Source organism: Rhizobium gallicum bv. gallicum R602sp (genome assembly GCF_000816845.1).
Taxonomy (GTDB): Bacteria; Pseudomonadota; Alphaproteobacteria; order Rhizobiales; family Rhizobiaceae; genus Rhizobium; species Rhizobium gallicum.
Window position 1 is genome coordinate 2,705,067 of record NZ_CP006877.1, and the last position, 26,050, is coordinate 2,731,116.

Annotated in this window: 23 protein-coding genes and 1 pseudogene; 15 read left to right on the forward strand and 9 right to left on the reverse strand. The window is 60.8% G+C overall.

Translation table 11 applies throughout. The features are described 5' to 3' along the window. Positions 1-172: 172 nt before the first annotated feature. Positions 173-1,279, forward strand: coding sequence for a branched-chain amino acid ABC transporter substrate-binding protein (locus tag RGR602_RS13435; RefSeq protein WP_039845524.1), 1,107 nt, complete (start codon positions 173-175; stop codon positions 1,277-1,279). A gap of 120 nt (positions 1,280-1,399) precedes the next feature. Beyond that, the gene (gene ade / locus RGR602_RS13440) at positions 1,400-3,097 is read left to right on the forward strand and encodes an adenine deaminase (protein WP_039846860.1); all 1,698 of its coding nucleotides are present in this window, start codon (positions 1,400-1,402) and stop codon (positions 3,095-3,097) included. A gap of 45 nt (positions 3,098-3,142) precedes the next feature. Here ade and bglA read toward each other — a convergent pair whose 3' ends face one another. Then, positions 3,143-4,780, reverse strand: a complete 1,638-nt coding sequence (gene bglA / locus RGR602_RS13445; RefSeq protein ID WP_039845525.1) for a beta-galactosidase BglA — start codon at positions 4,778-4,780, stop codon at positions 3,143-3,145. 269 nt (positions 4,781-5,049) lie between these two features. On the opposite strand from bglA, the gene RGR602_RS13450 reads away from it, so the two are divergent. The 9 genes and pseudogenes from RGR602_RS13450 to RGR602_RS13490 all read left to right on the forward strand — a co-directional run bounded on the left by RGR602_RS13450 (position 5,050) and on the right by RGR602_RS13490 (position 13,786). After that, a complete protein-coding gene (locus RGR602_RS13450; protein WP_039845526.1) occupies positions 5,050-6,630 on the forward strand; it encodes a peptide ABC transporter substrate-binding protein in 1,581 nt (526 codons plus the stop codon). Between the two features lie 47 nt (positions 6,631-6,677). Then, the gene (locus RGR602_RS13455) at positions 6,678-7,601 is read left to right on the forward strand and encodes an ABC transporter permease subunit (RefSeq protein WP_039845527.1); all 924 of its coding nucleotides are present in this window, start codon (positions 6,678-6,680) and stop codon (positions 7,599-7,601) included. Beyond that, positions 7,598-8,515, forward strand: a complete 918-nt coding sequence (locus RGR602_RS13460; RefSeq protein ID WP_039845528.1) for an ABC transporter permease subunit — start codon at positions 7,598-7,600, stop codon at positions 8,513-8,515. The genes RGR602_RS13455 and RGR602_RS13460 overlap by 4 nt, the downstream gene beginning before the upstream one ends. A 2-nt stretch (positions 8,516-8,517) precedes the next feature. Beyond that, positions 8,518-9,510 (forward strand): ABC transporter ATP-binding protein, encoded by a 993-nt coding sequence (locus RGR602_RS13465; protein WP_039845529.1) that lies wholly within the window; start codon positions 8,518-8,520, stop codon positions 9,508-9,510. Next, positions 9,503-10,486: an ABC transporter ATP-binding protein gene (locus RGR602_RS13470; protein WP_039845530.1), complete on the forward strand. Its 984-nt coding sequence runs from the start codon at positions 9,503-9,505 to the stop codon at positions 10,484-10,486. The genes RGR602_RS13465 and RGR602_RS13470 overlap by 8 nt, the downstream gene beginning before the upstream one ends. A 139-nt stretch (positions 10,487-10,625) precedes the next feature. Further along, entirely contained in the window at positions 10,626-10,961 is a 336-nt protein-coding gene (locus tag RGR602_RS13475; protein ID WP_039845531.1) for a hypothetical protein, read from the forward strand. A 263-nt stretch (positions 10,962-11,224) separates the two neighbouring features. Continuing rightward, positions 11,225-11,413, forward strand: a pseudogene (locus RGR602_RS39400) (hypothetical protein); the annotation flags it as partial. Positions 11,414-11,560: 147 nt separating this feature from the next. Beyond that, on the forward strand, positions 11,561-12,472 hold the full coding sequence (locus tag RGR602_RS13485) for a sugar kinase (RefSeq protein WP_039845533.1): 912 nt from the start codon (positions 11,561-11,563) through the stop codon (positions 12,470-12,472). A 135-nt stretch (positions 12,473-12,607) separates the two neighbouring features. Continuing rightward, positions 12,608-13,786, forward strand: a complete 1,179-nt coding sequence (locus RGR602_RS13490) for a glycosyltransferase family 4 protein (RefSeq protein WP_039845534.1) — start codon at positions 12,608-12,610, stop codon at positions 13,784-13,786. 4 nt (positions 13,787-13,790) lie between these two features. Here RGR602_RS13490 and RGR602_RS13495 read toward each other — a convergent pair whose 3' ends face one another. Continuing rightward, positions 13,791-14,804: an alpha/beta hydrolase gene (locus RGR602_RS13495; protein WP_039845535.1), complete on the reverse strand. Its 1,014-nt coding sequence runs from the start codon at positions 14,802-14,804 to the stop codon at positions 13,791-13,793. 157 nt (positions 14,805-14,961) lie between these two features. Between RGR602_RS13495 and RGR602_RS13500 the strand changes: the two genes are divergently transcribed. Next, on the forward strand, positions 14,962-15,417 hold the full coding sequence (locus tag RGR602_RS13500) for a MarR family winged helix-turn-helix transcriptional regulator (protein ID WP_039845536.1): 456 nt from the start codon (positions 14,962-14,964) through the stop codon (positions 15,415-15,417). A 474-nt stretch (positions 15,418-15,891) separates the two neighbouring features. After that, complete coding sequence (locus RGR602_RS13505; RefSeq protein ID WP_039845537.1) at positions 15,892-16,329, forward strand: hypothetical protein; 438 nt, start codon at positions 15,892-15,894, stop codon at positions 16,327-16,329. A gap of 104 nt (positions 16,330-16,433) precedes the next feature. Here RGR602_RS13505 and der read toward each other — a convergent pair whose 3' ends face one another. From der to RGR602_RS13520, 3 genes are all read right to left on the reverse strand, one after another. Further along, complete coding sequence (gene der, locus RGR602_RS13510) at positions 16,434-17,852, reverse strand: ribosome biogenesis GTPase Der (protein ID WP_039845538.1); 1,419 nt, start codon at positions 17,850-17,852, stop codon at positions 16,434-16,436. A 15-nt stretch (positions 17,853-17,867) separates the two neighbouring features. Continuing rightward, complete coding sequence (locus RGR602_RS13515; RefSeq protein ID WP_039845539.1) at positions 17,868-18,551, reverse strand: tetratricopeptide repeat protein; 684 nt, start codon at positions 18,549-18,551, stop codon at positions 17,868-17,870. A 101-nt stretch (positions 18,552-18,652) separates the two neighbouring features. Beyond that, on the reverse strand, positions 18,653-19,237 hold the full coding sequence (locus tag RGR602_RS13520) for an NnrU family protein (protein ID WP_039845540.1): 585 nt from the start codon (positions 19,235-19,237) through the stop codon (positions 18,653-18,655). 120 nt (positions 19,238-19,357) lie between these two features. Here RGR602_RS13520 and RGR602_RS13525 point away from each other — a divergent pair, with 120 nt between their 5' ends. Beyond that, a complete protein-coding gene (locus RGR602_RS13525) occupies positions 19,358-20,356 on the forward strand; it encodes a polysaccharide deacetylase family protein (protein ID WP_039845541.1) in 999 nt (332 codons plus the stop codon). Between the two features lie 240 nt (positions 20,357-20,596). Here RGR602_RS13525 and sbmA read toward each other — a convergent pair whose 3' ends face one another. Further along, a complete protein-coding gene (sbmA, locus tag RGR602_RS13530; RefSeq protein ID WP_039845542.1) occupies positions 20,597-21,862 on the reverse strand; it encodes a peptide antibiotic transporter SbmA in 1,266 nt (421 codons plus the stop codon). 120 nt (positions 21,863-21,982) lie between these two features. After that, complete coding sequence (locus RGR602_RS13535; protein WP_039845543.1) at positions 21,983-23,164, reverse strand: YbfB/YjiJ family MFS transporter; 1,182 nt, start codon at positions 23,162-23,164, stop codon at positions 21,983-21,985. Between the two features lie 157 nt (positions 23,165-23,321). Here RGR602_RS13535 and RGR602_RS13540 point away from each other — a divergent pair, with 157 nt between their 5' ends. Continuing rightward, a complete protein-coding gene (locus RGR602_RS13540; RefSeq protein ID WP_039846861.1) occupies positions 23,322-23,912 on the forward strand; it encodes a PadR family transcriptional regulator in 591 nt (196 codons plus the stop codon). 105 nt (positions 23,913-24,017) lie between these two features. Here RGR602_RS13540 and map read toward each other — a convergent pair whose 3' ends face one another. Both map and RGR602_RS13550 read right to left on the reverse strand, forming a co-directional pair. After that, positions 24,018-24,776: a type I methionyl aminopeptidase gene (gene map, locus RGR602_RS13545; RefSeq protein WP_039845544.1), complete on the reverse strand. Its 759-nt coding sequence runs from the start codon at positions 24,774-24,776 to the stop codon at positions 24,018-24,020. A 41-nt stretch (positions 24,777-24,817) separates the two neighbouring features. Continuing rightward, entirely contained in the window at positions 24,818-25,879 is a 1,062-nt protein-coding gene (locus RGR602_RS13550; protein WP_039846862.1) for an LLM class flavin-dependent oxidoreductase, read from the reverse strand. Positions 25,880-26,050 lie beyond the last annotated feature (171 nt).

The window sequence follows — 26,050 nt, forward strand, 5'->3', positions numbered from 1 at the left end:
AAAATTCATAGAAAATTGATCTGTGCCTTCCGAAGCCAAAAGTGGCCGGAAGGCGCGTTGACCGCACCGTAGCCGTCGTCTTTTGGCGCATCCCTTTGGGGTGTTGAACGAACGGATTTCGTTGTCGCGGCAGTCATCGCGGGCCAGAAGGCCCCACCCAAGGAGAACGAAAATGAGTCTGAAGACTTTGACTGGCGCGACCCTTGTCGCATCGCTGGCCTTTGCGCCATTTGCCTATGCCGACATCACCATCGGCCTGATCGCACCGCTGACCGGGCCTGTTGCCGCCTATGGCGACCAGGTAAAGAACGGCGCGCAGACCGCCGTTGACGAGATCAACAAGAAAGGCGGCATCCTCGGCCAAAAGGTTGTTTTGAAGACTGCAGACGACGCGGGCGAGCCGAAGCAGGGCGTTTCCGCCGCAAACCAGCTCGTCGGCGAAGGCATCCGCTTCGTCGTCGGTCCGGTCACCTCCGGCGTCGCCATCCCCGCTTCCGACGTGCTTGCCGAAAACGGCATCCTGATGGTGACCCCGACGGCGACAGCACCGGACCTCACCAAGCGCGGCCTCACCAATGTGCTGCGCACCTGCGGCCGCGACGACCAGCAGGCCGAAGTCGCCGGCAAATACGTGCTCAAGAACTTCAAGGACAAGCGCGTCGCCATCGTCAACGACAAGGGCGCCTATGGCAAGGGCCTTGCCGACGCCTTTAAGGCAACGCTCAATGCCGGCGGTGTCACAGAGGTCATCAATGATGCGATCACTCCCGGCGACAAGGATTTCAGCGCGCTCACCACCCGTCTCAAAGCCGAAAATGTCGACGTGATCTACTTCGGCGGCTACCACCCGGAAGGCGGCCTGCTTGCCCGTCAGCTCGCCGACCTTTCCGTCAAGGCAACGATCATCGGCGGTGACGGCCTCTCGAATAGCGAATTCTGGAATATCGGCACGCAAGCAGCTGCAGGCACCGTCTTCACCAATGCATCCGATGCGACGAAGAGCGCTGACTCCAAGGCAGCCTCCGACGCGCTTGCCGCCAAGAACATCCCGGCCGAAGCCTTCACGCTGAATGCTTTCGCGGCCGTCGAAGTCCTCAAGGCCGGCATTGAGAAGGCTGGCAGCGCCGAAGATTCCGAAGCTGTCGCCGCCGCCCTCAAGAGCGGCGAACCGATCGCAACCGCGATCGGCAAGCTCACCTATGGCGAAACCGGCGATCTCACCTCGCAGAGTTTTGCGCTCTACAAGTGGGAAGGCGGCAAGATCGTCGCCGCCGAATAAGGCCTGTCATTGACCGGGCGTCGTATCGGCGCCCGGTTTTCATTTGTGGAGCAGTCTCGCTTATAGCGCATTGTCCGGCACTTCAGTTATAACGGACGGATAGCAGAAACGAGGATGCCCATGACCAGCAAGCTCGAACGCCTCATCGACCAGGGCACAGGCCGCCTGCCGGCCGATATCGTCTTGAAAGGCGGACGTTTCTTCGATCTCGTGACCGGCGAGCTGGTCGAATCCGACATCGCCATCGGCGGCGATCGCATCGTCGGGACCTGCGGCACATATGAGGGAGAAACCGAGATCGCCATCTCCGGCAAGATCGTCGTTCCAGGTTTCATCGACACGCATCTCCACATCGAATCCTCGCTTGTCACACCGCATGAATTCGACCGCTGCGTTCTGCCCTATGGCGTCACCACCGCCATCTGCGATCCGCACGAGATTGCCAATGTGCTCGGCACCGACGGCATCCAGTTCTTCCTCGATTCGGCGCTCGAAACGATCATGGACATCCGCGTCCAGCTCTCCTCCTGCGTGCCCGCCACACATCTTGAGACATCCGGGGCGGATCTGCCGATCGAGAGGCTCCTGCCCTTCCGCGATCATCCCAAGGTCATCGGCCTTGCGGAATTCATGAATTTCCCAGGCGTGATCCACAAGGACCCGGTCTGCATGGAAAAGCTCGAAGCATTCCAGGGCAGCCATATCGACGGCCACGCGCCATTGCTGCGCGGGATAAACCTCAACGGCTACCTCGCGGCCGGAATCCGCACCGATCATGAATGCACGACCGCAGCAGAGGCCCTCGAAAAGATCAGCAAGGGCATGCAGATCCTCGTCCGCGAAGGTTCGGTCTCGAAGGACCTGAAGGCCTTGATGCCGATCATCACCGAGCGTCTATCGCCCTATCTCGCGCTCTGCACCGACGACCGCAACCCGCTCGACATCGCCGAGCAGGGTCATCTCGACTACATGATCCGCACCGCGATCGCGAGTGGTGTCGAGCCGCTTGCGATCTACCGCGCCGCCTCGATCTCCGCCGCCCGCGCCTTCGGATTGATGGATCGGGGGCTCATCGCGCCTGGCTGGCGCGCCGATCTCGCCGTCATCGATAGCCTGGAGCGCTGCAAAGCCGAGATCGTCATTTCCGGCGGCCGCCGCGTCAGCGATGAACTCTTCGCCACCCGCAAGCCGGTCGCGCCAGTGGGTCTCGACAGCGTGAAGGCGCGACCCGTCAACGCTGCTCATTTCGGCGTCCCGGCCACCGAAGGCGAGACGCCGGTCATCGGCGTCACCCCCGGCAAGATCATCACCGAATTTCGCCGGCACCGCCTTCCGGCAAAGGGAAACCAGACGGGCATCGACCTCGAAAACGACATCATCAAGGTCGCCGTCATCGAGCGTCACGGCAAGAACGGCAACCACGCCAACGGCTTCGTCCAGGGCTTTGGCTTAAAGAAAGGAGCGATCGCCTCCACCGTCGGCCATGACAGCCACAACATCTGTGTCGTCGGCGTCAGCGAGGAGGATATGGCGTGCGCGGCCAACCGCCTCGGCGAAATCAAAGGCGGCTTCGTGGTCGTCGAGGACGGCAAGGTGACCGGCGAAATCGCCCTCCCCGTCGCCGGCCTGATGAGCCTCGAACCTTACGAAAAGGTCCGCGACACCCTCCACCATCTGCGAAAGGCAGCTTACGCACTCGGCGCCACGCTGGAAGAGCCCTTCCTTCAGCTCGCCTTCCTGCCGCTGCCCGTGATCCCGCACCTGAAGATTTCGGACCGGGGCATGGTGGACGTGGATCGGTTTGTCCTGATCGGGTGAAAGCCTTTCGATAAGCCGTTGAAGTGATCCCTGCGACAGCCTGCGTCAAATCCGGCTACAAAGCGCGCTTAGCGCTTCAAGCTGAATCGATTCCCTGCCGGCCAATCCGCCAGAGCCCGGCATATCGACGTGCTCGCCAAGCGTCATTCCCACGGGCAATCTAAACTCCGCCGGCTTGCGGGTCAGGTTGAAGACGAAGAGTAGTTTCTCGCCATTTTTCTCGCGCGTGAATGCCAAGAGATCCTGATTTGTACCGATGAATTCCATATCGCCGTCAAGCAACGCTGGATGCCGCTTCCGGAATTCCAGCATCTGACGATAATGAGTGAATACCGAGTTTACGTCCTCTTCCTGCGTATCGACGGAAAGGGCTGCCTGCTCGTAGGGAACGGGCAGCCAGCTTTTCTCTGCCGAGGTAAAGCCTGCATGCGCCTTGCCGGCCTCCCAGGGCATCGGCGTGCGGCATCCGTCGCGGCCCTTGAAGGCGGGCCAGAAGCGGATGCCGTAAGGATCGCGCAGATCCTCGAAGGCAAGTTCCGCTTCGGCAAGTCCCAGCTCTTCGCCCTGATAAAGGCAGATCGAGCCGCGCAGCGCCGCCAGCACGGAAATTGCCAGCTTGGCGATGATTGACCGCTCCTCCTGAGCTTTTGCAAACCGGCTCACATGGCGCTTGACGTCATGGTTGGAGAAGGCCCAGCATACCCAGCCGTCGACAACCGTCTTTTGAAAGGTCTCGACGCAGTTGCGGATATGCGCGGCCGTGAAATCCGGTCCGAGCAGATCGAAGGTGTAGCACATGTGCAGCTTGTCGCCGCCGCTCGTATAGGCCGCGACGGTCTTCAGCGACCGCGCCCCGTCGCCGACCTCGCCGACCGTCGCTCGCCCTTCATATTGATTGAGCAGCGCCCGCAAGCGCTTCAGGAAATCGAGGTTTTCCGGCTGCGTCTTGTCGTGGAGATGGTTCTGCATGCCGTAGGGGTTGCTGTCCGGCGCATCGAGACCGCCGTCGCTCGTATCCGGCTCATGGGGCGGATTGTCGCGAAGCAGCTTATCGCAGAAGTAATAGTTGACCGTATCGAGCCGGAAGCCGTCGACGCCGCGGTCGAGCCAGAATTTCACGGTCTTCAGCACCGCATCCTGGACTTCCCTGTTGTGGAAGTTGAGGTCCGGCTGCGAGGTCAGGAAATTGTGCTGGTAATATTGGCGCCGCACGCCATCCCATTCCCAGCCCGGTCCGCCGAAGATCGAAAGCCAGTTGTTCGGCGCCGTGCCGTCGCGCTTCGGGTCGGCCCAGACGTACCAGTCCGCCTTGGGATTCGTGCGGCTCGAGCGGCTTTCGACAAACCACGGATGCTGGTCGGAGGTATGCGAGATCACCTGGTCGATGATGACTTTTAACCCCAGCGAATGGGCGACACCCATCATCTCGTCGAAATCATCAAGCGTCCCGAAGATCGGATCGACGTCGCAGTAGTCCGAGACGTCGTAGCCCATATCAGCCATCGGCGATTTGAAGAAGGGCGAGAGCCAGATCGCATCGACGCCGAGATTGGCGATATGCGGGAGGCGGCGGGTAATGCCCTTGAGGTCGCCAAGACCGTCACTGTTCGTATCCTGAAACGACCGTGGATAAACCTGATAGATGACCGCACCCCGCCACCAGTCCGCTGCCTGTATCGCCATTTGCCGGATTCTCCGCGCCATTCGAAATGCGCACAGACTAAAGCCCGGAAAACAAAAAACAACCGCGCCGATGACCTCTTTTGGGCGGGACGCTCATAGCAAAGAAAACGCCGCCTGCGGGCTTGTCCACACCTTTAGCAACCCTCTTTCATTGGGGGTTGCAACGCCAAACCTTTGCGATAAGGTGCGCATTGACTTGCACGTAACAGGTCAAAAACCGGGAACAAATGACTAAGAATAGGCAAAAAAGCCTGGAAAGGTGGCCCAATATGACTCATACAACGAAAAAATTTCTAGCCTCAGCAATGCTTGGCACATTGCTGGCTTTCTCGGCCCACGCGGCCACGCTCAATATCCACAATGGCGGCGATCCGGCATCGCTCGATCCGCAAAAGCTCTCCGGCGACTGGGAGAATCGCATTGCCGGCGACATCTTCGAAGGACTCGTGGCCGAAGATGCTAAGCTCAATCCGATTCCGGGCCAGGCCCAAAGCTGGACCGTTTCGGACGACGGCAAAGTCTACACCTTCAAGCTGCGCGACGGCATCAAGTGGTCCGACGGCCAGCCGGTAACGGCCGGAGACTTCGTCTTCGCCTTCCAGCGCCTCATGGACCCGAAGAATGCCGCCGACTACGCCTATCTGCAGTTCACCGTCAAGAATGCCGAAAAGATCAACAAGGGCGAGATCACCGATTTCAGCCAGCTCGGCGTCAAGGCAATCGACGATAAGACGCTCGAGATTACGCTCGAAGCCCCGACGCCGTACTTCATCGGCGCGCTCACTCACTACACCGCATATCCATTGCCGAAACACGTCGTCGAAGCCAAGGGAGCGGACTGGGTCAAGATCGGCAACATCGTCACCAACGGCCCCTACAAGCCCGTCGAGTGGGTGCCGGGGTCGCACGTTACAACCGTCAAGAATGACCAATATTATGGTGTCAAAGACCTGAAGATCGACGGCGCGAAGTTCTTCGTGCTTGAAGACCAGGAAGCCGCGCTGAAGCGCTACCGTGCCGGCGAGTTCGACATCCTTACTGACTTCCCGACCGATCAGTACGAATGGATGAAGAAGAACCTGCCCGGTCAGGCGCACGTGGCGCCGTTCTCCGGCCTCTATTACTACGTGATCAACTCGAGCAAGCCGCCGTTCAGCGACAAGCGCGTCCGCCAGGCTCTTTCGATGGCGATCAATCGCGAGGTCATCGGCCCGCAAATTCTCGGAACAGGTGAACTGCCCGCTTATTCGTGGGTGCCGCCGGGTACGGCCAACTACGGCGAGCCGGCCTACGTCTCCTGGAAGGATTTGCCCTACAGCGAGAAGGTCGTCGAAGCTAAGAAACTGCTTACGGAAGCAGGTTTCGGCCCTGACCGTCCACTAACGGCACAGCTCAAGTATAACACCAACGACAACCACAAGCGCATCGCCGTGGCGATTGCCGCCATGTGGAAGCCGCTCGGCGTGAATATCGAACTCGTCAATGCCGAGACCAAGGTGCATTATGATCAGCTGAAAAGTGGCGAAGTGGAAATCGGCCGCGCCGGGTGGCTTGCCGATTACAACGATCCGGACAACTTCCTGAACCTGCTCGTTACCGGCGTTCAGATGAACTATGGCCGCTGGTCTAGCCCTGAATACGACAAGCTGATCAAGGAAGGCAACGCGCAGACGGATCTGGCAAAGCGCGCCGAAATCTTCAAGAAGGCCGAGCAGCTGGCGCTGGACGATTCCGCCGCCCTGCCGATCTACTATTACGTCTCGAAAAACGTCGTCTCGCCGAAGATCGAGGGCTTCGTCGACAACGTGCAGGACATCCACCGTACGCGCTGGCTGTCGATGAAAGAGTAAGGAAAACGGCCCTTCCCGCGGACTGCGGGTAGGGCCGGTCCACGATCATGATCAAATATGCACTCCGTCGATTGCTGTCGACGATCCCCGTTCTCTGGATCGCCGTCACAGCCTGTTTTTTCGTTTTGCGCCTTGCCCCCGGCGGCCCCTTCGATGGCGAAAGGCCATTGCCGCCGGTCATCATGAAGAACCTTGCGGCCCACTACAATCTGGATAAGCCGCTGATCCAGCAGTATATGATCTATGTCGGCGACCTGCTGAAAGGCGATCTTGGCCCGTCCTTCGCCAGCGAAGATTTCACCGTCGGGCAGCAGATCATGATCGGTCTGCCGTATACCTTTACGATCGGCACCGCCGCCTTCCTGCTCGCCATCCTTGTCGGCGTCATCGTCGGCTGTCTTGGGGCGCTCTACCAGAACAAGACGCCCGACTATACCCTGGGCGCACTCATTCTGATCGGCGTCGTGCTTCCCAACTTCCTGATCGCCCCGATCCTGCAGCTCGTTTTCGGTATCCGTCTCGGATGGCTCCCAGTCGGCGGCTGGGGTGACGGCTCCTTCAAGTTCCTTGTCATGCCGATCGTCGTTCTGGCGCTGCCGCATGCCGGCCGCATATCGCGCATCACCCGCGGCTCGATGATCGAGGTCATGAACCAGAACTTCATCCGGACCGCCAAGGCAAAAGGCATCGGTCCGCGCCTGACGGTCATGCGCCACGCGCTGAAACCCGCCATGATGCCCGTCGTCTCCTATCTCGGACCGGCGGCAAGCTATCTTCTCACCGGCTCGCTGGTTGTCGAGAGCGTCTTCGGACTGCCCGGCATCGGCCGCTATTTCATCACTGCAGCGCTGAACCGCGACTACGGCATGGTTCTTGGAACGGTCATCTTCTACATGGTGCTGATCGTCTTCCTCAACCTTCTCGTCGACATCGCCTATGCGTGGCTCGATCCGAAAGTGAGAAACCGATGATCCTCAACCCCGCAAAACGCGAGCTGCTCGCCGCCGAGTTGCTGCAGGCCGAAGGCCTAGCCCCCGAAGGCCGTTCGCTCACCAAGGATGCTCTTCGGCGCCTGTCACGCAACAAGGCCGCGGTAATCTCCATCGCGGTGCTGGCGCTGCTCGTCCTCCTCGCCTTCCTCGGCCCTTACTTCATTCCCTTCAACTATGAGGATCCGGACTGGGCCGCCTTCCGCACGCCCCCGGACTTTGCAAGCGGGCATTACTTCGGCACCGATCCGAATGGCCGCGATCTTCTGGCCCGCGTGCTTTACGGCACCCGTGTCTCGCTTGCCGTCGCGCTGACGGCAACCGTCGTCTCCGTCGTCATCGGCGTGCTCTACGGCGCCGTCTCCGGCTATATCGGCGGCAGGCTGGATTCGATCATGATGCGTTTCGTCGATATCATGTATGCCCTTCCCTACATCCTGTTCGTCATCCTGCTGATGGTGATCTTCGGCCGTAACGTCTATCTGCTCTTCGCCGCGATCGGCGCGCTGGAGTGGCTGACCATGGCCCGCATCGTCCGCGGCCAGACGCTGTCGATCAAGCAGCGCGAATTCATCGAGGCTGCACGCGCCTCCGGGCAGAGGCCTTTCAAGATCATCCTCAAGCACGTCATTCCGAACCTGATCGGCCCGGTGGTCATCTTTGCGGCCCTCACCGTTCCCGAAATCATCGCCACGGAGAGCTTCCTTTCCTATCTCGGCTTCGGCGTTCAGGAGCCGCTGACCTCGCTCGGCACGCTGATTGCCGAAGGCACCGATGCAATGGAGAGCATGCCCTGGCTGCTGGTCTTCCCGGCAAGCTTCCTCGTCGCCCTGCTGCTCAGCCTGCTCTTCATCGGCGACGGCCTGCGCGACGCGTTCGACCCGAAGGATCGCTAACGATGACCGACAACCTTCTCGAACTCAAAGACTACTCGATCACCTTCGAAACGCCGGACGGCCAGGTGAAGGCCGTCTCCAACATGAACCTCACGATCAAGCGCGGCGAGCGCATCGCGATCGTCGGCGAGTCCGGCTCCGGCAAAAGCCAGACTTTCCTTGGCATCATGGGATTGCTCGCCAAGAACGGCAAGACCAGCGGCCAGGCGCTGCTCGAAGGCAGGGATGTGCTGTCGCTGAAGCCACGTGAACTCGATCGGGTGCGCGGCAAGGACATGGCCATGGTTTTCCAGGATCCGATGACCGCCTTGAATCCGTCTCTCAGGATTTCCCGCCAACTGACGGAACAGCTTGAGGTTCATCGCGGTTTCACGGCGCGCGCAGCCTCAGCCGAAGCGCTCGATATGCTGAAGCGGGTCGGCATCCCCGACCCCACGCGTCGCTTCAACCTCTATCCGCACGAGCTCTCGGGCGGCATGCGCCAGCGCATCGTGATTGCCATGGCACTGCTCACCAAGCCGAAGCTGCTGATTGCCGACGAGCCCACCACCGCGCTCGATGTCACCATCCAGGCGCAGATCCTCGATCTCTTCAACGATCTGACGGCCGAGATGAATACGGCGCTCGCGATGATCACCCACGATCTTGGCGTCGTTGCCGGCCTCGCCGATCGCGTCGCGGTCATGTATGCCGGCCGCATAGTCGAGGAAGCGCCGGTCGACGAGCTCTTTGAAAATCCGGCACATCCCTATACGGCGGCGCTGCACGCAGCGATCCCGCGCCCGGACCAGGACGTCGACCAGCTCGTCGTCATTCCCGGGCGGCCGCCGAACCTGCAGCACCTGCCGAAGGGCTGCAACTTCTCGCCGCGCTGTCCCAAGGTAGAAGACGATTGCATCGATCGTCCGCCGCCGCTCGAAACGCTTTCACCACGCCATTGCGCAGCCTGCTTCCACCCCTTCCCGCGTATCGAGGAGCTTCTCAATCATGGCTGAACGATCGCTGTTGCGGGTCGAGAACCTGACGACCCAGTTCGAACTGCCCTCCAAAGGCTTCTTCAAGCCGCCGGTGATGCTGACGGCCGTCAACAATGTCAGTTTCGACTTGAAGGAGGGCCGCACGCTCGGCATCGTCGGCGAATCCGGCTGCGGAAAGTCCACGCTCGGCCGCTCCATCCTGCGGCTTCTACGCTCGCAGGAGGGCCGCATCCTCTGGCAGGGCCGCAACTTGCTAAACCTGTCGGACGAAGAGATGCGCGCCGCGCGCCGCGACATGCAGATCATCTTCCAGGATCCGATCGCATCGCTCGACCCGCGCATGACGGTCGGCGACATCATCGCCGAGCCGCTGACCGTCTTCGAGCCGAAACTTTCCAAAGCGCAGCGCCTCGAACGTGTGCGCGAGATCATGACTGCTGTCGGCCTCGTGCCGGAAATGATCAACCGCTACCCGCATGAGTTTTCCGGCGGTCAGGCACAGCGCATCGGCATTGCCCGCGCGGTCGTGACGAGGCCGAAGCTCATCATCTGCGACGAGCCGGTATCTGCCCTCGACGTTTCGATCCAGGGGCAGGTCATCACGCTCCTGCGCAAGCTCCGGAAAGAGTTCGGCCTGACGCTGATCTTCATCAGCCACGACCTTTCCGTCGTGCGGCTGATCTCGGACGACGTGCTGGTGCTCTATCTCGGCAAGGTGGTGGAAGCCGGTGATTGCCAGACGGTCTTCGAACATCCTGCGCATCCTTATACGCAGGCACTCTTTTCGGCCGCACCCATCCCCGATCCGAAGCTTGCCCGCCAGCGCACACGCATTCGCCTTCAGGGCGATCCGCCCTCGCCGCTGAACCCGCCGAAGGGCTGCGTCTTCTCGCCCCGCTGCTGGAAGGCGACGGATATCTGCCGGACGGAAATGCCGCCGACCGAGCATGTGCGCCCGGGTCAAACGGCAGCCTGTTACCATATGGACCGGTAAATCGCGTCCGCTCTGGGTCAGCTCGCGCGCAACACGCGCGTTGCCCAGCGCCTGCCCCGGAGCGGAACAATCGCGCTCCGGGGCAGTTCTCCCCTTACACAAGCATGCGGGTCACAGCAGGGTTCCGAAGGAGGAGAAATTGCTCAAGCTGATATCCAATGCCGGCCTTGTGCTGGCGCTCACATTCGGGGGCGCTGTCGCGCCCGCATCCTTTGCTCAGGCTCAGGACGTCCAGTTCCGTATCGGCCCGGACGGCGTGGGTATCTACGAACGCGATCGCGATGATCGTTATCGCGACGACTACCGCCGGGGCTGCAGCCCGCGCGAGGCACAAATCGCCGCCCGCGATTCCGGCCTTCGCCGGCCTGAGGTCGTCCGTGTGACGAGGCGCAGCGTCACGGTGCAAGGCTGGACCCGTTATGGCCCGGACCGCATCGTCTTCGCCAACCGCCGCGGCTGCCCGGAGATCGGATAGGCAAACGAACGATCTGCGACATGAGCCCGCCGTCACGCCGGCGGGCTTTTTCACCACTATTTCTGAGGTTTGCGCCCCGTTTGTGAGCCTGTAACTCTTGACGATTGCCCTTCCACTCGCCTTCGCCATGAGGATTGCCCAACGTGGTGGGCATTCTACCATGAAAACACACAGGCCTAGACGCTGATGCAGCGCTGCTTTTGCCACCGCCTTTCCGGCCCAGGCCGAAGATCTGACGTTCAAGCACATCAACGGCGGGCATCGAAGAGTGGGAGGATGATGTCTCCGGCAAGCAGGTCCTGAAGCCGGGCGAAACGATCAGCATCACCATCGCCGATGGCCGCGATGTCTGGAAATACGACATGCGCTTCGAATTCGACGAGGCTTCCGACCTCTGTTCGACCGAGGACCGGCAGGCTCTCTGCCAGCTCGGCAGCTACACGATCCACGAAAGCAATCCGCCATTGGCCTCAAACCTGTCTCGCAAGCGGGCGGGGCTGGTTATTCCGGTGGCTGCCGTCCAACCGGCAATGCCTGCGCTTGCCTCCAAACGCCTCTGCGCGTAATCAGCAGACGCGGAGAATTTTCGGGAGGCAGTTTTGAACGGACGGTTCTTATCGATCGGTGAGTGCATGGTGGAGCTTTCGCAGGCAGGCGGCGGCCTGCTGAGAAAGGGTTTCGCCGGCGATACGCTGAACACCGCCTGGTACGCTCGCGCCTGCATACAGCCCGCCTGGAGCGTCGATTATTTCACCGCGCTTGGCGATGACGCCATGTCGGACGAGATGATCGCCTTCTTCGAAGAAGCAGGCATCGGCACGAATCTCATCAGGCGCATCAAGGGCAAAGCGCCCGGCCTTTACATGATCAACCTCAGGAACGGCGAACGCTCCTTCAGCTACTGGCGCGACAACTCCGCCGCCAGGCAGCTTGCCGCCGATCCCGACCGATTGCGCGAAGCGATCGAAGGTACAGACGTCGTCTATTTTTCGGGCATCACGCTCGCCATTCTTCCGCGCGAAGACGCCGACACGCTGCTTGCCGAAACCCGCCGCGCCAAGGCCGCAGGAAAATTCGTGGTCTTCGATCCGAACATTCGCCCGCGCCTGTGGGCGAGCTATGACGTCATGCATACGACGATCAGCGAAGGCGCCCGCTCCTCTTCCCTCGTCATGCCGAGCTTCGACGACGAGGCCCTGCATTTCGGCGACGACTCCATCGAAGCCACCATCCATCGCTACCGTGCCCTCGGCGCACCGAACGTGCTGATCAAGAACGGCGCGGACGGCGCGACGCTGAACTTCGCCGGCCAGGAGGACTTCGTACCGGCCGAAACGGTCAAGGAGGTCGTCGATACGACCAGCGCCGGCGACAGCTTCAACGGCGCGTTCCTCGCCAAATATCTCGAGACGAAGGATGCGGTCGCCAGCGCCTGTTTCGCGGTGAAGGTTGCCGCGCGTGTCGTCAGCGAGCACGGTGCACTCGTGGCAAAGGATAAGCTCGGGCTCTGAACCTCGATCGGCAGCCTGTAATAAATCCATCACAGAGAAGCCTCAAAATAAGCACGCGGGAATCACGTTCCTTACGCCCGCTTGGGGTTGTGCCGCTGCCGCCCGATACGGCGTGGCGTGGATGGAAAACGGGACATGCTGCAACATCCGTCGAATAACGATCGCGGCGAGAGCTGGGCCAATAGCGCGCCTGGAAGCTTGCCCGAGAGGCTGGTGATCGTCACCGACGCCTGGCATCCGCAGGTCAATGGCGTTGTCCGCTCGATCGAGAATACCAACCGCGAACTCGCGAAACTGGGGGTCGAAGTGTCCATGGTGACGCCCGAGCGCTTCAGCAGCTTCCCCTGCCCGACCTATCCGGAAATTCGCCTTTCGATCGCCAATTACCGCCGCGTCGCCCGCGAGATCGAAAAGCACAAGCCGTCCTATGTGCATATCGCCACCGAAGGCCCGCTCGGGCTGACGGCGCGGCGCTGGTGCCTGAGTACCCGCATGCCGTTTTCCACCAGCTACCACACGCGCTTCCCGGAATATGTCTCGGCCCGTCTGCCGATCCCGAAGCGCTGGCTCTACGCCTTCGTGAAGTGGTTCCACAATTCCGGCGCCGGCTGCATGGTGGCAACGCCGAGCCTTGCCCGCGAGCTGTCGGAAAAAGGCATCCGCAACCTGATGCCCTGGAGCCGCGGCATCGATGCCGCGCAGTTCCGCCCGATGGAACTGGAAGAAAAGCCTTTCGGCCTGCAGCGCCCCATCTACATGACGGTTGGACGGGTGGCGTTGGAAAAGAACCTGCCCGCCTTCCTCGATCTCGACCTGCCCGGCTCCAAAGTCGTGGTCGGCGACGGCCCTGCCCGCGCCGAGCTGGAAAAGCGCTATCCGGACGTGTTCTTTACCGGCCTGAAATTCGGTGAGGAGCTTGCCGGGATCTATGCACAGGCCGATGTCTTCGTCTTCCCGTCGCTGACCGATACCTTCGGCAACACGATCCTGGAAGCGCTCGCCTGCGGCGTTCCCGTTGCCGCTTTTCCCGTCACCGGCCCCCTCGACATCATCGGCGAGGATGGCGAGGTCGGCGCACTGCACGCAGACCTAAAGGTGGCGTGCCTCGGCGCATTGTCCGCCTCGCGCGAGAAGGCACGGGATCTTGCCCTGCAATATTCCTGGGAAGCGGCAACGCAGCAGTTCATCAACAATATCCGCGCCGCCAACGGCGTCATTACGCCGAAATGGAAGAAGGCCTGGCAATATGCCAAGACCCTGCCCAAAAGCAGAAAGGCCGGCGATGCCGCCGGCCCGATGAAATCCGGAACCTGATTTTTCACTTGTGCAGGGCACTGCGCAGCGTGTCGCTGGCAAGCGTGATGGCGCTGCGGACGGCCGGGGTTTCGCTGATGGCGTTCAAGAGCACGAAGTCGTGGATCGTGCCGTTGTAGCGGACCGAGGTGACCTTCACGCCGGCCTGCGAAAGCTTGCGGCCATAGGCCTCGCCTTCGTCGCGCAGCACGTCGTTCTCATCGGTGACGATCAGTGCCGGCGGCAGGCCGTTCAGCTGTTCCAGCGAAGCGTTGAGCGGTGTTGCCGTCGGGTCCTTGCGCTTGGCTTCGTCCGGCAGATAAGCGTTCCAGAACCACTTCATCGCTTCCTTGGTGAGCCACGGGCCGTTGGCGAATTGATTGTATGAGCGGGTCTCAAAATTCGCGTCGGTGACCGGGTAGAACAGTACCTGTTGCTTGAGGGCCGGGCCGCCGCGCTCCTTGGCAAGCAGGGTGACGGCCGCCGTCATGTTGCCGCCGACGCTGTCACCGGCAACGGCTACGCGGCTCGCATCGACCTTGAACTCGTTGGCATGCTCCACGACATACTTCGTTGCGGCATAGGCCTGCTCGATGGCGATCGGATAGCGCGCCTCGGGCGAACGCTCGTAGTCGACGAAAACGACCGCAGCATTGGCGCCATTGGCAATCTCACGGACGAGGCGGTCATGCGTATCGGCATCGCCCAGCACCCAGCCGCCGCCGTGGAAATACATAACGACCGGCAGCGCGCCCTTGGCATTTTCAGGGCGGATGATCCGGAGCTTGATGCTGCCCGTCGGGCCGGCCTTGACCGTCCTGTTTTCTTCATGGACTGCGGGCTTCTTCACCTCGCCCTTCTGCGCGCCGGCGAGAATATTGCGGGCCTCAGCCGGAGAGAAGGTATAGATCGGCTTGCTGCCGGCAAGTGCATCGATGAATTTCTGCGTGGCCGGCTCCAGCACGGGATCGGCAGCGGCGCCAAGGGCCGAGGCGGCCAGGATCACGGCTGTGGAAAGTGCGGTCTTGATGGTCGACATTGTCTTGTCCTCTCAGTTTGCTGTTCGTTGCGAATGGATTTTATATCGCGCACGATTGTTTATTGCGCAATTAAAAATGACGCATTGCTGCCATGCACTAAAATCGCTTGCTATTATTTATCGCACGATTAAATTGATGTATTTCCGGAGACATGCCATGCAGGCGCAACCAGAACTCGACAATTTCATCTGCTTCGCCATGTATACGGCAAGCCACGCGATGAACCGCGTCTACAAGCCGTTGCTCGACGCGCTCGGCCTCACCTATCCGCAATATCTGGTGATGGTCTCGCTCTGGCAGGAGGACGGCCAGACCGTCGGCGGCCTTGGCGAAAAGCTCTTTCTTGAATCGAGCACGCTTACCCCTTTGCTGAAGCGCCTCGAAGCCGCCGGCCATATCCGCCGCGAGCGCAGTAAGGAAGACGAACGCGTCGTCATCATCCGCCTGAGCGGGGAAGGCATCGCACTGCAAGAAAAGGCCGCCGCGATTCCCAACTGCATCGCCGGCGCTACCGGCCGGGACGCCGCCGGCCTCGCGCGCCTGCAGGGCGAGATCGTGGCGCTACGCGAGGCGTTGAACGGGAGTGTGGCGGCTGAGAAGGGCGAATGTTAGCTTTGACTGGCTGCCCCCCGACTTCGCCTTCCGGCTTAAAACGGCCATAGCAAAAACGTCGACGGTACTCTCAGAACCAGACATCAGCGAGCGTGCGCAACGCCATGGCGGCGCCAGACGGTGCAATTGCAAATCGTGGCACCGGTATTTGTGCTCGAAACTCCGAGCGCGCAGCGCCCCAATGACAGAGCCGCGCGTAACCTCAGGCGCCATGTGTGTCGGCAGTGCCATGGTTACCCTTTCACTTTTGTTCGTCCCGGCATGTTTTGCACAGCAAAGAACGATGACTTTGCCGGTCGGTGGATCATGATCGCTTACCCAGCAAATCAGGCCTGCCCCGAAAACGATGCCGATGACGCAAAAAGCCGCCTCGATGAGCATCGTGATTGGACTTCCGCGCCCGCTGGAGTCAATCTTATTTCAGGGCAAAAGTGTAAGGGGGCGGAGCAGCCATCGTCTGAATCGGAGGCTAAAATGAAACATCAAGCACTTGACCAACTGCGGACCGTCGCAAACGTCAACCTGGATCAGCCGCGCCGGCCGATGTCGCGCAGCGAGCGCCTGCAGCGCTGGGCAGAGATCCTCGAGCAGTTCCCGAACCGGCATCTCTCGACACTGCACCAGACAGAATATCAGCCGGAAGCAGGGCGCGACATCATGCGCGCCGACAATTCGCCGATCTCCGTCGCCTTCAAGGATCCTGTGCTGCGTGCAGCCGGGATGGAAAACGACACCTATGGCGAAGCAAAGCGGTTTTTCGAGTTGACCGACAGGGAGTTGCATAAGGTCATCTGCTACTGCCACTTCGGCGCTACGGTAAACGCTGCAACCGCTGCCCGGCAAATCCGCTCTTTCTACGCTGAAGGAAAGCGCGGCATGCTCCATCGGCTGCGCGCGGCGTTCCTCGACTAGGCGCGCCAAGGTTTCGTAGGGTCATTGCTGGAGCCGCCGTCGGCAGCTCCAGCTTTTCCGCGCGCCGTGCGGCGGCGTATTTCCCGAACAGGAGTGAAAGGCGGCTATCGCTTCTTCTTCGACTCGTACGGATTGTCCGGCGAGCGGTAATGGATGCGGATCGGCACGCTCGGCATGTCAAAATCCTCGCGCAAACCATTGATGAGATAGCGCGTATAGGATTCCGGCAGCGCGTCGGAACGCGTGCAGGAAATCATGAACGCCGGCGGGCGGGCCTTTACCTGCGTCATGTATTTCAGCTTGATGCGGCGGCCGGAAACGGCCGGCGGCGGGTGCTGCACCTGTTGCTGCTCCAGCCAGCGGTTGAGCCGCGCCGTCGAAATGCGCTTGTTCCACACCTTGTCGGTATCGATGATCGACTGCATGAGCTTGTCGAGCCCGCGGCCGGTCTGGCCGGAAATCGGAACGGCGCGGATGCCGCGCGCCTGCGGGAGCAGGCGATCGGTCTTTTCGCGCAGGTCGGCGAGGACGGCCTGCGGATCCTCGATCATGTCCCACTTGTTGAAGGCGAGAACGGCCGCACGGCCTTCGCGCAGTACCAGGTCGACGATGTGCAGATCCTGTTTCTCGAAGGGGATCGTTGCGTCGAAGACCACGACAACAAGTTCGGCAAAACGGATCGCGCGCAGCGCATCGGCAACCGAAAGCTTCTCCAGCTTTTCGATCACCCTCGCCTTGCGGCGCATGCCGGCAGTGTCGAACATCTTGATCGTGCGGCCGCGCCAATCCCACTCGACGGAGATGGAATCGCGCGTGATGCCAGCTTCCGGCCCCGTCAGCAGCCGGTCCTCGCCGAGGAAGCGGTTGATGAGCGTCGACTTGCCGGCATTCGGCCGTCCGACGATTGCAACCCGTAGCGGCTTGGTATCGTCGTAGGCGGGCTCTTCGTCCTCTTCCCCCTCCACTTCGGACCGCGCAACGTCCACGTCGGTAACGGCGACGTCTTCCTTCGGCGGATAGGCGCGCTCCTTGCCGAGCGCGGCGACGATCGCGTCGCGCAGGTCGAGCATGCCCTGCCCGTGTTCGGCCGAGATCGGCGTCGGTTCGCCGAGACCGAGTGTGTAGGCGTCGTAGAAACCGCTGTCGGATCCCTTCGCTTCGGCCTTGTTGGCAACAAGCACCACCGGCTTGCCGCGGCGGCGCAGCATTTCGGCCAGGGCGGTATCGACCGGCGTCAGACCGGTCTTGGCATCGACGACGAACAGCGATAGATCGGCCTCGTCGATTGCCGCTTCCGTCTGGGCGCGCATGCGGCCGAGCAGGCTTTCGGCATCGGCCTCTTCGAGACCGGCGGTATCGACGATCGTGAACTTAAGGTCGATCAGCCGCGCATCGCCCGGCCGGCGGTCGCGGGTAACGCCCGGCGTATCGTCGACGAGCGCCAGCTTCTTCCCAACCAGGCGGTTGAAAAGCGTCGACTTGCCGACATTCGGGCGACCGACGATCGCGACCGTAAAGCTCATTAGAGATCCTTAGATTCAGCCCTGCGCGGCGGGCGCCTTGCCGGATGCGGTGATATTATCAAGCATGATCTGGGCGCGGTTTGCAATGTTGCGCGGGCTTGCGGCATCGTCGGCAATCGCCTGATACCACTGGCGGGCCTGCGCCATGTTGCCGGCCTTGTATGCAGCAAGGCCCAGCGCTTCGCGGGCCGAGTGGCGGAAGGCGTTCGCCGGAATGGCCATTTCCTCGACGGCGGCGGAAACCTGCTCGTAAGTGCCGCTTTCGATCAGCAGCCAGCCGGCGCGCATCCTGGCGGCATCGCGGACGGCTTCCGGAACGGACTGGTCCTTGCCGATCGCTTCGAAGGCGGCGATGGCCGCGGCATTGTCGCCCTTCTGCGCCTGAACCGAGGCCGCACGCATGCGGGCGAGAACCGGATAGGCGCCGTGGCCTTCCTTTTCGAGCGTGGCGAGCGCGGCAAGCGCCTCGTTGCTCTTGTTTTCGTCGGCAAGCTTCATCGCCGCCAGGAACTGGTCGCCGGTGCCGGACGAGCGGTTGTCGTCCCAGTAGTCAAAGGCAACCTTGCCAGCCGTACCGACCACGATCAGAACGGCGATGGCGATGACATAGCGGCCGAAACGGCGCCAGGCGCCCTTCATCTGGTCGGAACGAAGTTCCTCGTTGACTTCACGGATGAAGCTGTCGTCGTTGAATGCCATTCTCGTCTCCGGCACGGATAAGCCCATTGCATGCGTTGCCGCATATTGTCGGGCCTTCTACTCCATTTTGCGCCACTTGTAAGGGGGATCGCAAAGATTCGTCACACCGCAAGCGGCGAAACGCCGATCAACCATTCGTGCACTCTCCAAATCAGCAGCCCCCAGGCGACAAGGCCGATGACGACGGCATAAAGATCATACCTGGCTGAAACGAAGGGCCGCAGCGTCAGCTCGCCCGCCCGCTCGCGCCGCTTCAGGGAGATGCGGAGAATGACCCCCCAGGCGAGGAAGGCCGCAAACAGCAGAACGGACGAGGTCTCACCATTGGCAAGCAGATGCGAAAGCGCCCAGATCTTCACCGAAAGCACCATCGGATGCTTGGTCCGAACCGCGATGTGCCCCGCCGGCAGCAGCGAGGCGGCAAGACAGATGAGCGCAATCAGCATCAGCGTCACGGCGATATGCGCCATCCACACCGGCGGCATGTACAGCATGCCGGTCACCTGCCGCGCCTGGCCAAAACCGTAGATCAGCAGGATCAGCGAAAGAAGGCTTGCGATCGAATAGGCGATCTTCCAGCCGTTCTCACCGAGGCTTGCGATCATCGATTGGCGGAAACCGGGTGCAACCACCCGCACCAGATGGATACCGAGGAAGAGTATGATGCCGATGATAAGCAAGGCCATGGCGCGCGTCTCCTGTCCGTTTCCCGAGGCTTAACCGCAGCCGCAGGAAAATGCCAGCGGCACCGCAGCTTTGCCGCAATTCTGTAACAGGAAAGCCGCAAACAAATTTTCGCGGTGCCCATGTTTCGTTTCATTTTCCCTGCCTGCCTCGCCTTTTCCTTTGTCACCTCCCTTCCCGCCCAGGCAGCCGACCAGCCGCCGAAACAGTTGGTGATCGTGTCCTTCGATGGCGCCCATGACAACGCGCTGTGGCAGAAGAGCCGCGAGATGGCAGCAAGGAATGGCGCACACTTCACCTATTTTCTCTCCTGCACGTTCCTGATGAATCAGGCTGCGAAGAAAGCCTACCAAGCCCCTCATCAAAAACGCGGAAAGTCCAATGTCGGCTTTGCCCAAAGCGACGACGAAATCCGCGAGCGGCTCGGCAATATCTGGCATGCGCATCTCGAAGGCCACGATATTTCGAGCCACGCCTGTGGCCATTTCGACGGCCGCAATTGGAGCGAGGCCGATTGGTCCGCCGAATACTCGACCTTCGAGGCGACGCTGAAGAACGCCTGGAAAAGCGTCGACCTCAAAGAGCCGCAAGGTTGGCAGGATCTGGTCGAGCACGGCATCAAGGGTTTTCGCGCACCTTATCTTTCGGCGACGGCGGGCGGCGACATGATCGCTGCGCAGAAGAAGGCGGGCTTTTCCTATGACGCCAGCCTCGTCACCAAGGGTCCGGCCATGCCCGTCGCCGAAGACGGCATCATCCGCTTCGGCCTGCCGCTGATTCCCGAAGGTCCGAAGGAAAAGCCGGTTATCGGCATGGACTACAACCTCTTCATCCGCCACTCCAAGGGCGAAGAAGACAAGACCGACAGCAAGGTCTTCGAAGAGCGCGCCCACGCGGCTTTCAAAGACGCATTCGACAAGCAATATGCCGGAGACCGCATTCCCCTCCAGCTCGGGTTCCACTTCGTGGAAATGAATGGCGGCGCCTATTGGCGCGCGCTCGACCGCCTGGTGAGCGACGTCTGCCGCCGAACGGATGTCGCCTGCGTCAGCTACGCGGAAGCGATCCCGATGATCGAGGCGCGCGGGAAATTGCAGGAACAGGAAACCTCGGGGCTTTGAGCGCCGCCTTTGTGCGCCCTTTGAAACTCCTGCCGGGCCGGGCCCGCATCCGCCCTTCGAGCATCTTCTCCCCGCTGGGCAGAAGAGCAAAGCGACGCGCCCTGTTATTGCTGCGCCCAGCATTCATCAGCGACACCGCCACCCTCCATCGTTCGAGTGACTCAAACGTCACCACGAGTACCGGAAGGCGGATGAGGAGTTGCCGAAAACGGGACGCTCCAGCTTAGCGCAACCCAAGTCTTAGCCGTCCGGTTGGACGACGCCCTCACGATCGAGATAGCGCTGATCGATCTCCGGCAACGGTTCGTCGTCGATCGCCGCCTCGAAGGCCTTGAGGCGCTTGTGGATCGACAGAAGCTCGATGATCGTCGTCCAGGAATTGACGAGATACTGGAAGGAGTTGCTGACCTGGCCGAAGGCAGTCAGGATCTGCTGATAGATACCATAGGTGATCTTTCCCGCCACGATCGTCGGCACCAGCATGAAGGTCACGAACAGCGCGTCGGCCTGCAGATAGAAGTAGCGGGCAACATTGAAATAGAGATAGTGGAAATACATCCGAAAATAGTTGCGGCGGACGTTCGCAAACAGCTCGTTGACCGTCGGCGGCTGGGCCCGGTCGGCATAATCTTCGCCGTAAACAAGTTCCTTGCGGTAAGCAGCTTCCACGCGCTGGTTGCGGAAGTTCAATCCCGGCAGCTTGATACCGGCAACGGCGAGAAGCACCGTTCCGAACGCGGACCAGAAGAGCGCCAGCCAGAACAGCGTATGCCCGATTTCACCGACGATCGGCAGTTCGGAGACGTAACTTGAAAGGGCAAACAGGATCGGCAGGAATACGATGAGCGTCATCACCGAATTGATCAGGTTGATGCCAAGGCCTTCAAGAATGCTCGAGAAACGCATCGTATCTTCCTGAACACGCTGCGCAGCACCCTCGATATGACGAAGCTTCTCCCACTTGGACATGTAGAAATCATTCATGGCCGTTCGCCAGCGAAACACATAATGACTGGTGAAGAAGTCGGTGATGATTGAAACGAACATGCTGAGAAACGCGATCTGCGCAAAGATCAGCATAAGGCTATAGAAGTCCCAGACGGTGACTGGGGCCGTTTTCGCCAGCGCATTCTGCAACGTATCACCAAACGGACGGCGCCAGTTGTTGATGGCAACGGAAATCTGAACCCCGAAATATGTCGCCATGATAATGAGCGCAGAACCCCAAACGGACCAGATCCTCCAAGGATGGTCTTTCGCTCGCAGGTGCCAAAAACCGCAGAAGAGACCAACGCATATCAGGAAGAAGGCATAAAAAAACAGATTGTCGGGCAAGAGGAAAAAGTCGAGTCCGATTGGAGGCTCCTGCCCCTCGGGAAGCGGCCCGAAACCAAGAGAAAGTCCCGTCGATTCTCCGACGCCATACCACACGGCGATACAGATAAGTGCCCAGATGGCTACTGACGGGAAGAAGAGTTTCGGCTGCGGGAAGAAGGAATGGAACACGAGCAGTCGCTTTCCTGAACTGGAATCTTGGGAGTATCAGCTAACTGATTGTGCCGGAAACTATGGCAGTTCGAAGAAGGCAGCAATGGGTTCGGCCCATTGTTACGCATTTGTAACGGCTTATCCCAATCTCTTGATGACGGGAAGCACGAGGGCGGCGCACAGGATGAGGGCTGCGGCAGCTATAAAGGTCGGCATGGTGAAGCTGCCGGTCTGCTCGGCAATCCAGCCGGCAACGATGGGGCCGATGATCTGGCCGAGACCGAAGGCAGCGGTCATTGTCGCGAAGATGCGGCGCGCGCTTTGCGGAGCCAGCTTGCGGCCGATCTGCAGCCCGTAGGCGGTGATGGCGAGGAAGGTGGCGCCGAAGAGAGCGCCGCCGATCAGCGGCGCAATCGAATGCGGCAAAAGCACGGTCGCGAGAACCCCGACCGCCTCCATCAGCAAGGCGGCTACATAGACCCAGCCGAGGCCAAGCAGATATACCATCGGCCGCCATGCAAAAAGCGCAACGGCTGCCGTGAGCCCAGCGATGAACCAGCAGAGGAATTCGACCGTCTGCCCCGCCGCGTCCATGCGCGCGATTGTGACGAGGAAGGTCGCGGTGATCACGTAGCCGAAACCGAAGATGCCATAGGAAAGCGTGAGCAGAGCCACCGGCGGCCTCCAGACGATCGGCGGCTCCATGCCGGCATTGCCTGAGCGTACCGGCGCCGATGGCAGCAAAAGCCAGACGGCGGAAAAGCTGATTGCCGAAAAGATCGCACCGCCGATCCAGTCGGCTCGCCAGCCGGAGGCGCCGGCAAAGATGAGACCGATCAGCATCACCATGACCGAAGAGAGAGCAATGCCAGCACCCGGGCCGCCGAAATGCGCCGCCTGAACGTGATCGTTGCCCGCCGCAGCGCCATGACTCAAGACGATCGACGAGGTGAAGATCATCGCAAATGCGCTTGCCAATCCGGCCAGAAAACGGATGGTCGCGAAAACCGGAACGGAATTCGTGGCGGCCATGGCGGCAAGCAGTAGCGCGTTGGCCAGAAGCGCCGAGAGCGCGACCTTGCGTTCATGGCCAGCGACCCAGCTGTAAGTGGCAAGCACGGCGCCCGCGAGATAGCCTGCGAAATTGGCAGAAGCGATGAAGCCTGCATCGGCCGCCGAAAGCGGCACGCCGCTCATCATCCCGGGCAGGATCGGCGTATAGGAAAACCGCCCGAAGCCCATGGCGGCCGACATCGCGATCATGCCGGCAAGCGCCGTCCGGAAGAGGTTCACTGGTTCGGTATCGCTACGCACTAACATGCTTGGCTTTATCGCGCTGCACAATGGCAGAGACAAACGAGAAAATCTGATCGATCGATCAATTTCACAAATCCTCGGCGTCACTTGAAATGACATATCTTACGATATATGTTTTACGATATAGTGAACGATACATCGAATGACAAAGGAACGAACCATGAGAGGTTTCAGAGGTAGCGGCATGTTCGGCGAAGCGATGCGGATGGGAATGGGCCGCAAGTTTTCGGCTGGTGATCTTCAACTGGTGCTGCTGGCGTTGCTCGACGAGCGACCACGTCATGGCTACGAGCTGATCAAGACCCTGGAGGAGCGCTCGGGCGGCTTTTACGTTCCAAGCCCGGGCGTCATCTATCCGGCGCTGACCTATCTCGAAGAGACGGAACTGGCGGAAGTCCAGATCGAAGGTGCCAAGAAGCTCTACAAGATCACCGAACGCGGCAGGCAAAAGGTCGAGGAGAATCGCGCCATGATCCAGCACACGCTGAACAAGCTCGAGCGCATCGGCGAGAAGATGGCTTTCGTCAACCGCATGTTCGATCCGGATCACCACGGCCGCCACCGCGACGCCGAGGACGAGGAGGATCTGATGCGCGACAACGGCGACATTCGCGCCGCCCGCACACTGCTTCGCGCCGCACTGAGGATGCGTTACCCGTGGTCGAAAGCCGAAGCCACCCGCATCGCCGGCATCCTGGAACGCGCCGCCACGGAAATTCTGCAAGGTGGCAAGCCGGAGGCGAAGGGGTAAGGCCGGCTTCCCCACAGGCGAGAGGTTGCCAAATCTTGTGCTTGGCCACCAGCCAAGATTTAGAGTTCGCTGGTTAAGGTGAAACTACCTCGCGAGAAATCGCCGCTAAACCCCGCCATCCGGCAGCGTCAAAATCAGCGGACCGTTCCGGGTCGCTACCACAGTGTGCTCGAACTGCACGGTCGGGGCTTGCGGGTCGGCGTAGAGCGTCCAGGCATCGTCGCCGCCTTCGGCCCATGTCGCGCCGAGCGACAAGAAAGGCTCGACGGTAAAAACGAGCCCTTCGGTCATCATCCGCTTTTCGGAAGGATCGGGCCAGGTAGAAAGCTCGGCCGGCTCCTCGTGCAGCGAGCGGCCGACACCGTGGCTCGCGAGGTTGGCGACCAGTGTATAGCGGTTCTTTGCCGCAAAGGCGCCGACGGCCTTGCCGATCTTCGCCAGCGGCTCACCGGCCTTCACCTGGTTGAGGCCGACCCAGAGCGCCCGCTTGCCGTCACGGCAGAGCCTCTCGATCTTTGGCTTGACCGGCGGCACGGTGAAGGAGGCGCCGGTATCGGCGAAAAAACCGTCCTTTTCGGCCGAGACGTCAATATTGATGAGATCGCCCGGGCGGACCATGCGCGATCCCGGAATGCCATGGGCGATTTCCTCGTTGACGCTGATGCAGGTCGCACCCGGAAACTGATAGCAGAATTCCGGCGCCGAACGCGCGCCCGCATCTTCCAGGACCTTGCGGCCGATCTGGTCGAGTTCCAGCGTCGTCATGCCGGGCTCGACTGCTGCTGCCATCACCTGAATGGCATTGGCGCAGATGCGGCCGATCTCCTTGAGCTTTACCAGTTCGTCGTCGTTTTCGATTACCATCGCTTTTCCCGGCCCGCCGCAAGGCGCAGGCCATTGCGGGTTCAGGCCGTGGCTTTCGCCCCTTCGCCCGTGTCAGTCAATGCCTTTCTGACAAGCGGGGCCACTTTCGTGCCGTAGAGCTCGATGCCCCGCATCACCTGATCATGCGGCATGAGGCCGATCGCCATCTGCAGCAGGAAGCGGTCGTTCCTAAAGATCTTGTGATGTGCGACGATCTTTTCGGCCACGACCTCCGGGTCTCCGACGAAGAGCGCGCCGGAAGGGCCGCGCGACATATCGAAATGCGCCCGGCTCGTCGGTCCCCAGCCCCGCTCGCGGCCGATGCGGTTCATGACCTCCGCCTGCGGTCCGTAGAATTGATCAGCGGCTACATCCGTCGTGTCGGCGATGAAACCGTGGACGTTGATACTGGTCTTCAGCTTTGCCTGGTCCTGCCCTGCCCGGCGCGCAGCCTCGCGATAGAGATCGAAAAGCGGCGCAAAGCGGCGCGGCTCGCCGCCGATGATCGCAAGCGCCACCGGCAAGCCGAGCGCACCGGCGCGCGCCACCGATTGCGGCGTGCCGCCGACAGCGACCCAGAGTGGCAACGGATCCTGCAGCGGGCGCGGATAGACACCGCGGCCGTTGACCGGCGCCCGCAGCTCGCCCTGCCATTTGACGGTCTCGCTTTCGCGGAGCGTCATCAGCAGATCAAGCTTCTCTTCAAAAAGCTGGTCGTAGTCTTCGAGGTTGTAGCCGAAGAGCGGAAAGGATTCGATGAACGAGCCGCGCCCTGCCATGATCTCGGCACGACCGTTGGAAAGCAGATCAAGCGTCGCAAACTGCTGGAATACGCGAACCGGATCGTCCGAGGAGAGCACGGTCACGGCGCTGCTCAGCCGGATATTCTTCGTCTTGACCGCAGCCGCGGCAAGCACAACGGCGGGCGCGGAGACGGCATAGTCGGGCCGATGATGTTCGCCGAGCCCGAACACGTCGAGCCCCACCTGATCGGCAAGCTCGATCTCCTCGATCAGATGCTTGAGCCGATCGGCCCCCTCCGCACCCTTGCTGCGCTCAGGGTTCGGATTGACGTCGGCAAAGGTATAAAGGCCCAATTCCATAATCGGCATCCCGTTGAATGTGCCCATGGAGATAAGAAGACAAGCAGCGGAGGGCAACCGGAAATTCTGGAACGGACCGTTCGATGAAGTTGATGGGCCATTGCCCTGTTCTTGAATGGAAACCTGCACGTCCGCTGGCAGGCTGCAGAGTTTCTCGGCTTGCGGACGCAA